The organism is Plantactinospora soyae, assembly GCF_014874095.1.
Classification (GTDB): domain Bacteria; phylum Actinomycetota; class Actinomycetes; order Mycobacteriales; family Micromonosporaceae; genus Plantactinospora; species Plantactinospora soyae.
In genome coordinates this window covers 4,415,824-4,431,309 of sequence record NZ_JADBEB010000001.1, presented here as the reverse complement: position 1 = coordinate 4,431,309, position 15,486 = coordinate 4,415,824, and the positions used below count along the sequence as shown (strand labels likewise).

The following is a 15,486-nucleotide window of genomic DNA, read 5'->3' as shown; positions in this document are numbered from 1 at the left end:
CTGTATCGATGTGGGTGCTCCCCCTTACCGTCATGGTCGGGCGATTGACGTAGGTGTCGCCGGGAGCGCCTCACCAAAGGCCCTCCCGAAAGGCATCACCTATGCATCCTCTGCGGTTCACCGCCGAGCTGTCGTCGACCGGTACGGTCCAGCGCGACTCCACCGTGAGCGACGTCCCCGGACTCCCATCGCCGGCCTCCGGCACCGATCGCGCGGCCCTTCGGTTCGACGTGATCATCGCCGGGTGCGGGCCGACCGGTGCGATGCTGGCCGCCGAACTGCGGCTGCACGACGTGCGGGTACTCGTCCTGGAGAAGGAGACCGAGCCCGTGTCGTTCGTCCGGATAGTCGGTCTGCATATTCGCAGTATCGAGCTGATGGCGATGCGCGGGCTGCTGGAGCCCATTCGCGAACGCGGCAGACAGCGTCCGGCCGCTGGCTTCTTCGCCGCCATCGACAAACCCGCGCCCGCGGGCCTGGATTCCGCGCACGCCTATCTGCTGGGCATCCCGCAGCCGGTCATCGTCCACCTGCTCGAAGAACATGCGATCGAACTGGGTGCGCAGGTCCGGCGCGGTTGTCCGGTGGCCGGTCTCGCGCAGGACGACGACGGTGTGACCGTCGAGCTGGCCGACGGGGAACGGCTGCGTTCGCGCTATCTCGTCGGCTGTGACGGCGGGCGCAGTACGGTGCGCAAACTGCTCGGCGTCGGCTTCCCCGGCGAGCCCTCGCGGACCGAGACGCTGATGGGCGAGATGGAAGTGGGTGTGCCGCAGGAGGAGATCGCCGCCAGGATGGCCGGAATCCGCGGGACCGACCGGCGATTCAGCCTCGGGCCCGCAGGCGTGGGGGTCTATCGCGTCGTAGTCCCCGCCGCGGGAGTCAGCGATCGTGCGGAACCGCCCACCCTCGAGGATTTCAAACAGGAGTTGCGCACCATCGCCGGAACCGATTTCGGCGTGCACTCCCCGCGCTGGTTGTCCCGCTTCGGGGATGCCACCCGGCTGGCCGAACGTTATCGGGTCGGCCGGGTGCTGCTGGCCGGCGATGCGGCACACATCCATCCACCCGCCGGCGGGCAGGGCCTCAACCTGGGCGTTCAGGACGCGTTCAACCTCGGCTGGAAACTGGCCGCACAGGTCCACGGCTGGGCGCCGGAAACACTGCTGGACACCTACCAGGCCGAGCGTCGTCCGGTCGCCGAGGACGTGCTGGACAACACCCGCGCCCAGATCGAACTGTCGTCCACCGAACCGGGCCCGCAGGCCGTACGCAGGCTGCTCACCGAACTGATGGACTTCGACGAGGTGAACCGCCACCTGATCGAGAAGATCACCGCGATCGGCATCCGCTACGACTTCGGTACCGGCCCCGACCTGCTCGGCCGCCGCCTGCGCGACATCGACGTGAAGCAGGGCCAGCTCTACGATCTGCTGCATCGCGGCCGCGGCCTGCTGCTGGACCGCACCGAACGCCTGACCGTCGGCGGCTGGTCGGACCGGGTCGACTACCTCGGGGATCCCACCGCGGTACTGGATGTTCCGGGCGTCCTGCTACGCCCCGACGGCCACGTCGCCTGGATCGGCGACGATCAGCAGGACCTGGACGACCACCTCTTCCGCTGGTTCGGCAAGCCGGCCAACTGACTCCGCCCGAGCAACCGAGAACGAATGCGAGGGGCCGAAGATCGGAACGCCGGGGAGGCTCGGTACCGGATATCCGGCACCGAGCCTCCCCGGCCCGTACCCGAGGGCTATCCGGCCCGGTACGCGTCGATGATCGTCTGCTCGATGCCGCTACCGGCGTTGCCGTGGGCCGCCACCCGCAGCGAGACCGCCTGACCCGTCGTGGGTCGGGGTAGCTGGGCCCGGTACGTGCCGTCGACGGAGCGGTCGACCCGGACCGGCTGCCAGGTCGCACCGCTGTCGAGGGATGCGGACAGGTTGAAGGAGTTGATCACCTGTGCCCGGACGCCGTGTGCCTGGTGCACCGTGAAGGTCGCCGTGCCGTCGGCGGTGGGGTGGTTCGCCGCGTCCAGCGGTAGGGCGTAGTCCACCGACAACAGCGGCAGGGGGACCCTGCCGGTGCCGGAGGGGCCGGTCGACCGGAAGGTCCAGGAGGTCGTGACCCGGGTCGACACCGGCAGCACGGCGCTGGTGTCGATGTCGTAGGTCAGCCGGTAGTCGGCGGCCTGCGATGGAACGGTGAAGTCGGCAATCGAGCCGTCGACCCGGCCCACGGTCCGCCCGTCGCGGGCAAGGGTGAGCGTGCGCGGGATGTCAAGGTCGAAGCCGTCGGCGAGGCAGTCGAACCGCTGGTGCTGATCGGTCAACGTGACGAGTTCGACGTGCAGGTTGCCACTCGTACGGGTCGGTGCGAGGGGCGCGCATCCGCTCGGCGAGCCGGCCGGGTGGTCGTACCAGTCCGAGCGCAGCGGCTGTCGTATCCACACCTTGGCCTGCCGGCTGCCGGGCGCGTACCGGGCCAGTCCCTCCTGGGTGACGATCCCGTTCCAGAACGCCTCGTCCAGCCAGGCGAAGCCGGACGACACGTAGTCGGTGCGGTCGCCGGAGAGCCCTTCGGTATCGGTCTCGGCGATGAACGCTCCCTCCGGGCTGAACCCGTACCGCTTGTGCCCGGTGTCGGAGTTCGGCATGTCGAGCGTGTTGAAGCGCTGGTCGATCCGGGCGAGAGCGGCGTGCGCGGCGGCGGTCACCCGGTACGTCGGGTCGTCCGGAATGCCGTTGCCGAACGGATGGATGAGGTCGTAGAGGTACGGACTCTGCCCGCTCCCCGGCGCGTCCAGGCCGAACGCGGCGTACGTCCGGAACGTTCCGACGCCGACTCCGCTGTTCGGTGCCACGAAGACGTTCCAGTCCCTGGCCGCCGCACCCCAGGCGAAAGCGAAGTCGGTCCAGGCAAAGTCGCCGCGCCGCGCCGTCTGCAGATAGTTGAGGCCGACCGACTCGGCCTCCGTGGCGACCCCGTCGACGCTGGCCGCCAGCCGCCTGGCCTGGGACAGGTCGACCTTCACCGACGTGTCGCCCACCACCTCCAGGTCCGGATCGCCGGCCATCGCCGCCCGTTCGTCGCCCTCAACCCAGGACATGGCCGAGGCCATCACGCTGTACCGGCCGGCGGGCACCCGGAACGTCAGCGTGTCGCCGGGATCGCCGGAATCGGCACCGACGTACCAGGCCGGGTCGTCGAGGTTGACCACCTGGATCATGACCATCGCGCTCGCCCCGGCCGGGGTACCCGGAATCGCGGTCGTTTCGACGGTCAGGTCGAAGCTGGGCGGCTCCACGTAGAACGTCACCGGCGTACGCGATGCCACCCGACCGTCGACGCGCGCCGCGACCGTGGCCGTGTAGAAACCGGGACGGGCCGCGACCGCCGTACGGTCGACGCGCAGCGTGACACCGCCGCCGGCACCCGCGGCGAGCGGCACCCGACCGGTCGAGAGGGACGCGGTACCGGCCGGCGCGGCGACGCCGTGACGGTCGGTCACCGCCACGTCGAGGGTGACCACCTTCGGACCGGTGCCGGTGTTGACCCAGCCCAGCTTCGCCTCCGCCATGCCGGACTGCGGGTACGCCCAGGTGCCGAGATGCACCACCGGCTGGGTGCCGACCACACCGGACAGGGCCCGGGCCGCCTGGAGCCGTCCGACACCGCCCGCGTACACGTCACCGCCGCTGACCGGATCGGCCGCGCCGACCAGCGCGGCCTTGAGCTGCCCGGCCCGCCAGTCGGGGTGGCGCTGGGCCAGCACGGCGGCCGCGCCGGCAACGTGCGGGGTCGCCATCGACGTGCCGGAGGCCGCCGTGTAGCGGGCGTCGACCGGCCGGCCCAGGGTGGTGCCGGCCGCGCGCGCCGCGACGATGTCCACGCCCGGCGCGACCAGTTCGGGCTTCGCGGCGCGGGTGCCGACCAGTGGCCCACGGCTGGAGAACTCGGCGAGTACGTCGTCGCCGTCCACCGCGCCGACGGTGAGTGCGCTCGCGGCGGCGCCCGGGCTGGACACCGTACCGTCGACCGGCCCGGCGTTGCCGGCCGCGACCACGAACAGCGCGCCGGTCCGCTGGGACAGCGCGTCGAGCGCGAGGGCGAGCGGGTCGGTACCGTCGCTGGCCGCCTCGCCGCCGAGGCTCATGTTCACCACGGTGGCGCGGCTGGCGGCCCACTCCATCCCGGCGATCACCTGCGAGTCGGTGCCCTCGCCGTTGTCGTCGAGGACCTTGCCGACGACGAGCCGCGCGCCCGGTGCCACGCCCTTGCGGGAGCCGCCCGAGGCCGCACCGGTGCCCGCGATCGTGGCCGCCACGTGGGTGCCGTGGCCGAGACGGTCGGCCGCGTCACCCCCGTCGACCGTGAAGTCCATCTTCTCCGCGATCTGGCCGGTGAGGTCCGGATGGGTGGCGTCCACGCCGCTGTCCAGCACCGCGACCCGCGCGCCGGCACCGGTGTACCCGGCATCCCACGCCTGCGGCGCGGCGACCTGGTGCAGGTTGCGGTCCAACCGGTCGGTGGTGCTTCCCGACCCGTGGCTGGCCCGGACCCGCCGGTCCAGCCACACCTTGCGCGACGGGCCCGACGAGCGCGCCGTGGCCGACCGGGCCGACAACGACCGGACCAGATCCGCGCCCGTCGCCTTCGACCGGCGGCCCGAGACCGCCTCGATGCTCGGCAGCGCGCGGGCCCCGACCAGGCCGGCGACGAGCGGATCGGCCGTCAGTTGGCGTACCTGTCCGCCGGGACGGACGATCAGCGGCAGGTCCTTCGTACGCGCGTCGTCGTAGCCGTCGAGGATCAACGCGGTCACGTCGAACAGGGCCGGATCCAGCACCTTGTCGATCAGCGGTGCGACCCGGGCCGGCACCACCCGCACGTGCCCGTCCGGGCCGCAGCTACGGGTCAGCACGCCGCTCGGACTCGCCGGGCGCACGCTCACCACCGGGCAGCCCGACGACGCGCCCCGGACGGTCACCACGTCCCCGGTCAACAGCGTGACCGTGTACGTCCGCCCGGCCGGAAGCAACGACGGTACGGCGTCGGTCGCCGTACCGGTCGCGTTGCTCCGACCCTCCGCCGCGACGCCCGCACCGGGGACCCCCAGCGCTGCCAGCAGCACTGCGGTGGTGGACAACCCGAGCAGCAGTTGACGCCTGCGTCTACGCATCTCGCTCCATTCAGCTCCGACGATCACGCCCCTAAGATGGGGTCGGCCGTCCACGGGGTTGCCTGACTTCCGGATCGAATCCCGGGCACGACCGACGCGGCGGGCCCTCCCCACCCGGTCACCGGTGGGCCCGACCGGCCCACCCGAACAATCCGCGGAACCGGACAACCCGGTGATCGTCCGTGCCCGTCTGAGGGTTGATGACCCAACGGAGGGACGGGCGATGCGAGATGCCTCGGAGAAGGAGTACGTCGACTACGTCACGGCGCGGATACCCGCGCTGCGGCGGCTGGCGTACCTCCTGGCCGGCGACGAGCACCGCGCCGACGACCTGGTCCAACAGACCATCACCACGCTGTACGTGAAGTGGTGGCGTGCGCAGGCCGCCGACCATCTCGACGCGTACGTCCGCACGATGCTGGTGCGGACGTACCTGGACGGGCGGCGGCTGGCGTGGGCGCGGGTCCGGCTGTTCCGGGAGGCACCCGAGCCACCACCGCTCTCCGACGACGGCTTCGAGGACCGTCACGTCGTCCGCGCGGCGCTCCGTCGGGTGCCCCGCCGGCAGCAGGCCGTGCTGGTGCTGCGCTTCTTCTACGACCTGTCGGTCGAGGAGGTGGCCGGAACACTCGGCTGCTCGACCGGCACGGTCAAGAGCCAGACCTCCCGTGGACTGGCCACGCTGCGACGCCTGCTCGGTGAGCGGGAGTTCGCAGGTTTCTCCGCCACGAACTGAGGAGCCGATAATGACATCCGAACTCGATCTGCTGCGATCACTCGACGACGAGCCACCCTCTCCGTCCACGGTGGACATCCAACGCGCGATCGCCGGTGGACGCCGCCGCCGGGCCCTCCGCAGCGCCGGGTACGCGGGAGTCGCGACGGTCACCGCACTCGCCGTCGCCGGTGTCTCGTTCGCCGCAGGGGTGTTCGAGGACGCCCCCTCGCACACCGCGGCGACCGGTACGCCGCGTACCGCCACCGCCACCGCCAATGCCGCGCCGAAGCCGGAGTACACGATCCCGGGTACCCCGGGCTGGAGCGCCCCGGCGGCGACCCCGCCCAGCAGTTGCCGGCTGGAGCGGCTGCCCGTACCGGACGACGCGCCGAAGGCACTGGTCTCCGGCGCCGACCCCGGCGGCCGGTACCTCGTCGGGCGCTCGTACCCGAAGGGCGGCGGCTACCAGGCGGTGATCTGGCACAACGGCAGGGGCGAGAAGGTGATGCTCCCCGGCGACCTGGAGGAGTCGCTGCGGGACGTCAACTCGACGGGTACCGCCGTCGGTTGGAGCTACCTCGGCGGCGGCGACACGGACGCCCGCCAGGTCCCGTACGTCTACCACGACGGCAAGGTGGCACAGCTCAAAGGCGTGTCGCAGGGATCCGCGAACGCCATCAACGACGCCGGCGCGATCGTGGGCGACGACACCGCGCAGGCCGCGCTGGTCTGGCCGTCGGCGACCGCACAGCCGATCCGGCTGCCGGTGCCCACCGGCACGACGCAGGCCACCGCCATCGACATCGACACCGACGGCACGACTGTCGGCACCGTCGACAACGCCCGGCCCTACGTCTGGTTCCCGGACGGCACCCACCGCGAGCTTGCGATGCCGAGCCTCGACGGTGGGCCGGCCACGGTCGCCCGGGTCTTCAGCATCCGGAACGGCTGGGCGACCGGGGTGGCCAGCAACGGCCTCGGTCCCATGGGAGGCAACCCCGCCGTGGACCCCACTCGCTCGGCAGGTCGGGAGAAGGAGGTCCGGAGGGGCGCGGTCCGCTGGAACGTCCGTACCGGCGAGGTGCGCGTCTTCGCCGAGTTGGGGATCGGTGCGGGCGTCCCGAACGCGCAGGGCTGGCAGGTCGGCACGGACCGGCAGGGGCGTGCGGTGCTGCTCGCCGACGGCGCGACGGTGCTGCTGCCGGGTCTGACCAAGCGGGGTGGGCTGTCGGACCTCCCGAACACGTTGAGCGACGACGGACGCACCGTCGGCGGACAGTCGGACGACGCGACGGGCACCATCCAGGCCGTGGTGTGGCACTGCAGGTGACGGGTACCGGCAGGTCTAAGGGGTAGCCGGCTGGTGCGGTAGGCGTGCGTCGACCGGAGACCGGAAGATCGTGGAGAGGGCCGACCCTGCCGGGTTCGGCCCTCTCGGTGCGGGGCCGGGCCGCCGGGCGGGACGCACCGAGGGCCGCCGTCCGCCGGCTCCGATCGTGGGCTGATGTCGGGAACGGGGTGTCCCGTACGGCTGGAGCAGTAGCGTGGTGACCGGGACCCTGCGTCACCGGCGCCCTTCGGGTAGCGCCTGACGCCCTGATTCAGCCCAGGGAGGCTGCGATGAGCACGGGGAATGCCCGAAGTGACGCGAGTGGTACGACGAGCGTCGAGAACGTCGACATGAAGCTCGAGGTGGTCGTCGTCCCCGTCTCGGACGTCGACCGGGCGAAGGAGTTCTACGGGCGCCTCGGGTGGCGGCTCGACCAGACCCCGCCCGGCGTGGTCCAGTACACCCCGCACGGCTCCGGATGCTCCGTGCAGTTCGGCCCGGACCTCACCTCGGCGGCGCCCGGTTCGGCAAACTCGTACCTGATCGTCTCCGACGTCCAGGCGGCCCGGAAGGCGCTGGTCGCCGCCGGTGTCGAGGTGGGCGAGACCTTCCACCTCGGTCCGGACGGCCCGGTCGACGGCCCAGATCCCGAGCGGCGCAGCTACTTCTCGCGCGCCACGTTCCGCGACCCGGACGGCAACACCTGGCTGCTACAGGAGATCACGACTCGACTGCCCGGGCGCATCGAGGCCGGCCCGACGTCGTACGGCTCCGCGAGTGACCTGGCGAGCGCACTCCGGCGCGCGGCGGACGCCCACGACAAGCACGAGAAGCGGACCGGAGAGACGGACCCGAACTGGCCCGACTGGTACGCGGCCTACCTGGTGAGCGAGCAGACGGGCACGGAACCGCCCCAGTGAGCGGGGGTGGGCGGGCGGCACTCGGCCGCGAATCACCCTGGCTGAGAATCCACGGTTCCCGATCGTGACAACTGGTCGACGTCCGCGGCCTCAGTCTCGAGGATGACAGTCCCGGGCCCGATGTGCCCAGCTCGGTTCCTGGGCCATTCTTCGGCCCATGATCGAGGTATGTGACCTGACGAAACGCTACGGGGACACGGTCGCCGTCGACGGGCTCTCCTTCGAGGTGAAGCCGGGCCAGGTGACGGGTTTCCTCGGTCCGAACGGGGCGGGCAAGTCGACCACGATGCGCGCCCTGCTCGGACTGACCCGACCGACCCGGGGTACGGCCCTGATCGGCGGGCGGCCGTACCGTGAACTGGCCAAGCCGTTGCGGCAGGTCGGAGCCCTGCTCGAAGCGAGGGCGGTGCATCCGGGGCGGACGTCGTACCACCACCTGCTGGGGCTGGCCCGCAGCAACCGGATTCCGGAGAGCCGGGTCCGAGAGGTGCTCGAAACGGTCGGCCTGGGCGGCGTGGCCCGGCGGCGTGCCGGCGCCCTCTCCCTCGGCATGGCCCAGCGGCTCGGCGTCGCCACGGCGCTGCTCGGCGACCCGCCGGTACTGCTGCTGGACGAGCCGGTGAACGGACTCGACCCGGAGGGCATCCGCTGGATCCGCGACCTGATGAAGCGGTTGGCGGCGCAGGGTCGGACGATCCTGGTGTCCAGCCACCTGATGAGCGAGATGGCACTGACCGCCGACCACCTGGTCGTAGTCGGCAGGGGCCGGCTGCTGGCGGACACCTCCGTCGAGGCGTTCATCGCCGCCAATTCCCGTTCCTACATCCGGATCCGTACCCCCGAGCCGGAGCGGCTCCGGGACGTACTGGCCGGGGCGGGTGTCCGGGCCGACAGCGGTCCCGACGCGACGTTGGAGGTGACTGGCGCACCGGTCGAGACCGTGGGGGCGCTGGTCGCGCAGAGCCGGGTGACGGTCCACGAGGTGAGCGTGCAGTCGGCGTCGCTGGAGGAGGCCTTCATGCGACTCACCGCCGACTCGGTGGGTCATCGGGCGGAGCGATCGGCCGTACGGTCGACCGGAGGGGCAGAATGAGCATGGCAACCACCGGATCGGCCGTCGGATCGGCGTCCACACCGGCGTCCACACCGGCCGCCATCGGATCGGCGATCGCGTTCGAATGGACCAAGGCCCGTACCCTGCGGTCGTCGCTCGGCTCCCTGGTGCTGTGCTTCGCGGCGAGTGTCGGCATCGCCCTGCTGTTCGGGATGGTGCTGCGCGGCGCGTACGACGGAATGAGCCCCGAGGGGAAGGCGTCCTTCGACCCGGTCGGGTCGGGATTCAACGGCCTCCGGCTCAGCATGATCGCCCTGGTCGTCTTCGGCGTGTTGCTGACCAGCGGTGAGTACGCCACCGGAACGATCAGTTCCTCGCTGGCGGCGGTGCCCCGGCGGGGCGTGTTCTACACGGCGAAACTGGTCACCGGGACGTTGATCGCGTTCGGCGTCGCCGCCGTCGTCACCCTCGTCACGTTCCTCACCGCGCAGGCGGCCATCGGCGGTGAGCACAACGCAGCGCTCACCGACGACGGCGTACCCCGGGCGATCACCGGCGCCGTCCTCTACCTGACGCTGGCGTGCGCGTTCTCGATGGGGCTGGCAACCATGCTGCGCAGCTCAGCCCTGACGCTGGGTATCCTGGTGCCGATCTTCTTCATGGGGTCGGAGATCCTGAACAACCTGCCGAAGGTGCGTACCGTGGCCCAGTTCCTGCCCGACGCGGCCGGCAGCATCATCCTGCGTCGGGAGCCGCCGGACGACACCGTCCTCGGCCCGTGGACCGGGATCGGAGTGCTGTTGCTCTGGACGCTCGCGTCCGCACTGGGCGGCTATCTGAGCATGCGGCGCCGGGATCAGTGAGTTCGGTCAACCGGCCGGGTCACCGACGACTGGTCGCGCTGGACTGCCTCGGCGCGGCCGGTTACGTCGGAGCGCTCCTGCTGCTGCGGCACACCCAGGCGTCCGCCCCGGTGCCGGCGGAACTGCCCGGCTGGGCGGCGGACGCGCTGACCGCCGCGATCGGGCTGCCGCTCGCCGTACGACGGCTGTGGCCGTTGCCGGTCCTGGCCGTGGTGCTGAGCGGGTCGGTGCTGGCGCTGCCGCTCGGGGTGTTGACGGACCCGTTCCTCGCCACGGCTGTGGCGCTCTACAGCGTCGGGGTCAGCGCGGCGGGGCGGCGGTGGGCGCCGGCCGCCGTCCTGACGGCGCTCGGGATCGCCGGAACGGTACCGTCGCGCCCGGCCGGCAGCGCGCACGCGTACTGGTGGCAGGAGGGGCCCGGCCTGATCATCATCGGTTGGCTGCTCGTCGGCGGCTCATGGCTGCTGGGCAGCGCCGTCCGGCAGCAGCGGAGCACTGCGGCGCGGGCGGCCGAGCAGCTGGCCCGGTCCGCGGTGACCACGGAACGGTTGCGGATCGCCCGGGAACTGCACGACATCGTCGCGCACAGCGTCGGCATCATCGCGGTCAAGGCCGCGGTCGCCAACCACGTGGTACGGACCCGACCGGCCGAGGTGGCCGACGCGCTGCGGGTCATCGAGGAGACCAGTCGGAACGCCCTCGCCGAGATGCGGCAGATGCTCGGGGTGCTGCGCTCGGAGGCGTACGACGACGGGGCGACGACGCGACGGCCGACGGAGGGGCTGGCGGAGGATGGGGCGGCGCCGGACCTGACACCGGCGCCGGGGCCCGAGGGACTGTACGCGCTGGTCGAGCGGGCGGCGACCTCTGGCGTACGGGTGGAGTTGACGGTCGACGGCGTAGATCAGGTGTCCGGGGCGATGGGTTTGACGATCTACCGGATCGTGCAGGAGTCGTTGACCAACGCAGCCAAGCACGCGGCGCCGACCCGGTGCCGGGTGACGGTCGAGGCGACCGGGGTCGAGGTACGCATCCAGGTGACCGACGACGGACCCGATGGCGGTACGCGCGAAGCCGCTGGGCACGCCGGTGACGTACTCACCGCTGCCGGGCACGGCCTGACCGGTATGCGGGAGCGGGTCCTGATGTACGGCGGGTACTTCGCCGCCGGACCACGGCCGGAGGGTGGTTATCAGGTCACCGCCCGGATCCCCTGTCAATCGGCCCGGCGACCAGTCCAGGAGCGGCCATGAGCGAGCGCAGCGGTTTGCCCAGTTCCAAGGCTCATGACGCCGACGAGCGGAGTGGGGAGACGGCATGAGTGAGCCCAGCGAGCGAATCAGTCGGCCCAGTTCCAAGGCTCATGACGCCGACGAGCGAAGCGAGGAGACGGCATGAGTGATGCCGTCCGGGTGCTGGTTGCCGACGATCAGGCACTGCTGAGGGGCAGCTTCCGGGTCCTGATCGAGGCCGAGCCGGGCTTCGTGGTGGTCGGCGAGGCGGACACCGGCCGCCGGGCGGTGGAACTCGCCGGGCTGACGGCACCGGACGTCGTACTGATGGACGTCCGGATGCCCGAGCTGGACGGGATCGAAGCCACCCGGAGAATCTGCGGCTCACCGGAGACGGCGAACGTCCGGGTGCTGATGCTCACCATGTTCGATCTCGACTCGTACGTCTACGCCGCGTTGCGGGCCGGGGCGAGCGGATTTCTGCTCAAGGACACCCCGCCGAGTGATCTGTTGTCGGCCATCCGGGTGGTCGCCGCCGGTGACGGCCTGCTGGCCCCGTCGGTCACCCGACGGCTGATCGCGGAGTTCGCCCGCAGCCACGAGCCGGTCGGCCCGTTCGGTGGAAGGATGGCGGACGTCACCGGGCGGGAACGCGAGGTCCTCGTCCTCGTCGCTCGTGGGCTCTCCAACACCGAGATAGCCCAGCGGCTGCGGGTCAGCCTCGCCACCGTGAAGACCCACGTCAGCCACCTGCTGACCAAGCTCGACGCCCGCGACCGTACCCAACTGGTCATCGCCGCGTACGAGTCGGGAGTGGTCTCCGCTTCGTCAAACTGACCCGGCAAGCCGAATCAGATCCGTCGCCCACCCATCCGTGGGCGCCCCATCCGTAAGCGCCCTGGACACGTACGTCCGGCGGACCGCTCGCCGGGTCCAGCCGGGACCTGCTCGAAGCCGATCGCCCTCAACTACCTGGGCGGACTGGTCCACCCGCGACACCCCGGCGGCCGTGCCCGCGGCTGATTCGGCGGCGGTGTTGGCCGGCTCCCGTGGGGACCTCTACGGTTGCCTGAGCGCGCGGGCGGACGCCCCGTTCGCGTTGACCGACGCGGTGTCGTACGTGGACGGGCGTGTCCGACGAACCGAGGGACTGGAAATGCGGCTGAGTGACCTGGAGCGCGTCGCGCCGGCGCTGCTGCCCCATCGGTCGGCAACGGTGCGGCCGATCGACTGGGAGCTGCTGCAGACAACTCTGGGGGTCGCGCTCCCGACGGACTACCGTGAGTTCGTGGATCATTATCCACCTCTGCATCTCGATGACGTCATGATCCTTCGGGTGCCGGAACCCGGTGACGAGGCCGCCTATGTCAGCGGGGTGTTCAGCCTCAGTGAAGAGTTCGCCAGCCTCTCCGAGGACGGCTTGACGGAGGACTACACGTTCCATCCGGCGGAGGGCGGGCTGATCTGCTGGGGCGGCACCGACACGGGGGACTACTTCTTCTGGCGCAAGGACGGCCCGGACCCGGACCGCTGGCCGGCAGTCGTCTCTTCGAGTACCAGCTACTGGTGGGAACACGACGGCGGCTTCCTGGCGCTGATCGTCGGCCTCATCGACGGAACGGTCGAGCACTGGGGCCTGCCGCCCCAGCCGGGGCCGAACCCGACAGTCGGACTGGCGCTGCCGGCACCCCCCACTCAGGACTGACGGCGCAATCCTCCCCGGCCGGTGCGCACCCCGGGGCAAGTGCTTGGCCAACTGAGCGACTCACTCCGGCCGGAGCCGCCAAAGAGCCGCACTGTCCTCGAAGGACGGCCTCGGGTCGCTCGAGAGCCGGCGGCGACGGACCCCAATGCCCGCCAATCTGACGGGGTGGCGGTAACCGGTCACCGATCGCTAAAGTTCCCCGGTCGTACTTCCTTTTGATTTCCGGGGGCTCTCCGATGAAGTTCCGTATTCGTACCCGTGCCCTGGCGCGCGCCGGTGCGGCGGTCCTGCTGGCGGCTGCCGCCGCCGCACTGGGTGCGCCCGCGTACGCCGCCGGCACCGATACCGATCTGGAACTCACCGTGGTCGGCACGAAGATCGCCGCCAACGTCAAGGACAACCTGAATCCCTGGAAGGTTGGCTGGGCGAAGATCGCCAACAAGGGCTCGAACACCCCACGTGAGCTGTCGATCACAGCAGATCTCTCCGCCGTCGATCTCGACAAGGGTCTCGTGCTGGTCAACCCGTTCCTTCACGAGACCAGCCCGGACGCCGACTGCGGTGCCGAATCGGAGAACGGGCCGGTGATCTGGACCTGCGAGCTGACGGGCAGCCTGATCCCGGGTCCGGGTGAGACGGTCGAACTCGCGGTGTTCGCCTTCGAGCAGGCGGGGGGTCCCAGACCGGCGTACACCTTCCCGGTGCCCTTCACCATCAACTCGCCCGACGACACCAACAAGGCGAACAACTCGAAGACTGTCGATGTCATCTACAGCACTGAGAGCGGCGTCGACCTCGGCGTGTGGGTACCGGACGTGAAGGAGACGCCGCTTCCAGACGGCGGGAAGTCCCGGCCGCTGCGGGCGGGCGACACGACCACCGTCTCGGGACTGGTCTTCAACTGGGGCGACATGACGGCCAACGGTGTGCGGGTCACCGTGCAACTGCCGGAGCAGGTGACGTTCGCCGAGGAGGAGGCCGACTGCGCCTACAGCGCCGGCAACCGCAAGGCGATCTGCGAGTACAAGACCCTGGTGCTCAACCCGACCAGCATGGACGAGGAGGACGACCACGTCGCAGCCTTCCACTGGCCGATCACCGTCAGCGGTGACGTCGAGGCCCCGGTGACGCTGCCCGACGGCTCGTGGACCGTCGAGGCGCTCGGCCAGGCCTCGCCGGGCTCGTCTACCGCCCGTGCCGCCGGCGCGCTGCCCGACAACGTGGAGATGGTCAGCGCCAAGGAGGCCGGCGTCAACGAGGTTGACGCGAGCGACAACGTCGACGGGTTCGTCGTGGTGGTGTCCGCGGATGGTGGCTCGGGCGGCGGCTCCGGCAGCGGCTCGGGCGGTGGATTGCCGGTGACCGGTGTGCAGGCCGGCGCGCTCGGTGGTGTCGGTGCCGCAGTGGTGGTGGCCGGTGCTGTCCTGCTTCTGGCGGCCCGCCGCCGCCGGGTGGTTCTGGTGACCCCTGACGACGAGAAGCAAACCGCCTGAGGACGTACCTGCTCGGCCCAGCGGGATCGTTCGGATAGCAGCGGTTGCAGGCGAGGTGCTCTCCCACCTTGCCCGCAACCGCTCTTCCGCGTACTCCGGATGCCCGGTTCGCGCGGTCGCCGAGCTTCTCCTGGCCCGGCCGATCCCGTCCTCCGCATCGAACAGGACAGATCATCACCGTACGATCCAGCGGATGGACCATGCCGAGGAGTCCCAACGGGTGCTGCGTGAGGCGATCGCGGTGCTCTACGACGTCTTCGCCCGCTATCCACTGCGGGACTGGACCGACCCGTGTTCACACTGTCACACCGAGGACGACGAGCAGGTGCTCCGCCGGGCGCCGCTGCGCGAGCTGACCTGCGAGGACCTGCAGTGGTACACCGCCGAGTCCCTGATGCTGTGGGGCGACCTCGCCGACCTCAAGCACTTCCTGCCCCGCATCCTGGAGATCGCCGCGACCGAGGGCTTCGACTTCCCGGACGTGGAGGTGGTGTACGGGCACCTCGCGTACGGCTCCTTCGCCACCTGGCCGACCTCCGAACGGTCAGCCGTACGGAACCTGGCGATGGCGCACTGGAGGACAGCGCTCGCCGAGGGTGCGGATCTGGTCTACTTCGAGCCCGTCCTCGCCGGTGTCATGCTGATCGAGGACGATCTCGCCCCGTACCTCGCGTACTGGGAACGCTCGGACGACGCTGTCACCCTGGCGAACCTTGCCGAGTACGCACGGGAGATCCGGCGAATCCGCGACGGAGAGCGCGGCTGGAACGCCTACCTCGCCGTCGAACAACCGCACGGGCCGTTCGGCGCCGCCCGGCCGGGACCGGGACAGGTGGTCGACTGGCTGACCGGCCCGGACCTCGCCGTCCGGCTCACGGCGCGGCGCGGGACGCTGACCAGCCCGCAGGCCGAGGTGGCGCTCGAAGAGGCGCTACGGGCCATCGCCGACCCGTCCGCTGAACCACCACACAGACCACGGCCCGGGTAGT

Annotated in this window: 12 protein-coding genes; 11 read left to right on the top strand and 1 reads right to left on the bottom strand. The window is 70.8% G+C overall.

Annotation, left to right across the window (positions count from 1 at the left end):
• The first annotated feature begins 164 nt into the window (after window positions 1–164).
• Window positions 165–1,646, top strand: a complete 1,482-nt coding sequence (gene rox / locus H4W31_RS19805; protein WP_318783280.1) for a rifampin monooxygenase — start codon at window positions 165–167, stop codon at window positions 1,644–1,646.
• 107 nt (window positions 1,647–1,753) lie between these two features.
• Here rox and H4W31_RS19800 read toward each other — a convergent pair whose 3' ends face one another.
• The gene (locus H4W31_RS19800; RefSeq protein WP_225945601.1) at window positions 1,754–5,182 is read right to left on the bottom strand and encodes a S8 family serine peptidase; all 3,429 of its coding nucleotides are present in this window, start codon (window positions 5,180–5,182) and stop codon (window positions 1,754–1,756) included.
• 223 nt (window positions 5,183–5,405) lie between these two features.
• Here H4W31_RS19800 and H4W31_RS19795 point away from each other — a divergent pair, with 223 nt between their 5' ends.
• The 10 genes from H4W31_RS19795 to H4W31_RS19750 all read left to right on the top strand — a co-directional run bounded on the left by H4W31_RS19795 (window position 5,406) and on the right by H4W31_RS19750 (window position 15,485).
• A complete protein-coding gene (locus H4W31_RS19795; protein ID WP_192768024.1) occupies window positions 5,406–5,918 on the top strand; it encodes a SigE family RNA polymerase sigma factor in 513 nt (170 codons plus the stop codon).
• A 10-nt stretch (window positions 5,919–5,928) separates the two neighbouring features.
• The gene (locus tag H4W31_RS19790; protein ID WP_192768023.1) at window positions 5,929–7,230 is read left to right on the top strand and encodes a hypothetical protein; all 1,302 of its coding nucleotides are present in this window, start codon (window positions 5,929–5,931) and stop codon (window positions 7,228–7,230) included.
• Window positions 7,231–7,520: 290 nt separating this feature from the next.
• Complete coding sequence (locus H4W31_RS19785) at window positions 7,521–8,150, top strand: VOC family protein (protein ID WP_192768022.1); 630 nt, start codon at window positions 7,521–7,523, stop codon at window positions 8,148–8,150.
• A gap of 157 nt (window positions 8,151–8,307) precedes the next feature.
• Window positions 8,308–9,243 carry an ABC transporter ATP-binding protein gene (locus H4W31_RS19780; protein ID WP_192768021.1) on the top strand — a complete coding sequence of 312 codons (936 nt, stop codon included), beginning with the start codon at window positions 8,308–8,310 and terminating at the stop codon, window positions 9,241–9,243.
• The gene (locus H4W31_RS19775) at window positions 9,240–10,067 is read left to right on the top strand and encodes an ABC transporter permease subunit (protein ID WP_192768020.1); all 828 of its coding nucleotides are present in this window, start codon (window positions 9,240–9,242) and stop codon (window positions 10,065–10,067) included. The genes H4W31_RS19780 and H4W31_RS19775 overlap by 4 nt, the downstream gene beginning before the upstream one ends.
• Entirely contained in the window at window positions 10,064–11,320 is a 1,257-nt protein-coding gene (locus tag H4W31_RS44305) for a sensor histidine kinase (protein WP_318783279.1), read from the top strand. The genes H4W31_RS19775 and H4W31_RS44305 overlap by 4 nt, the downstream gene beginning before the upstream one ends.
• A 141-nt stretch (window positions 11,321–11,461) precedes the next feature.
• On the top strand, window positions 11,462–12,136 hold the full coding sequence (locus H4W31_RS19765) for a response regulator (RefSeq protein WP_192768019.1): 675 nt from the start codon (window positions 11,462–11,464) through the stop codon (window positions 12,134–12,136).
• A 319-nt stretch (window positions 12,137–12,455) separates the two neighbouring features.
• The gene (locus H4W31_RS19760) at window positions 12,456–13,004 is read left to right on the top strand and encodes an SMI1/KNR4 family protein (RefSeq protein ID WP_192768018.1); all 549 of its coding nucleotides are present in this window, start codon (window positions 12,456–12,458) and stop codon (window positions 13,002–13,004) included.
• A gap of 236 nt (window positions 13,005–13,240) precedes the next feature.
• On the top strand, window positions 13,241–14,497 hold the full coding sequence (locus tag H4W31_RS19755) for a hypothetical protein (RefSeq protein WP_192768017.1): 1,257 nt from the start codon (window positions 13,241–13,243) through the stop codon (window positions 14,495–14,497).
• 193 nt (window positions 14,498–14,690) lie between these two features.
• Entirely contained in the window at window positions 14,691–15,485 is a 795-nt protein-coding gene (locus tag H4W31_RS19750) for a hypothetical protein (protein ID WP_192768016.1), read from the top strand.
• Window position 15,486: the final 1 nt, after the last annotated feature.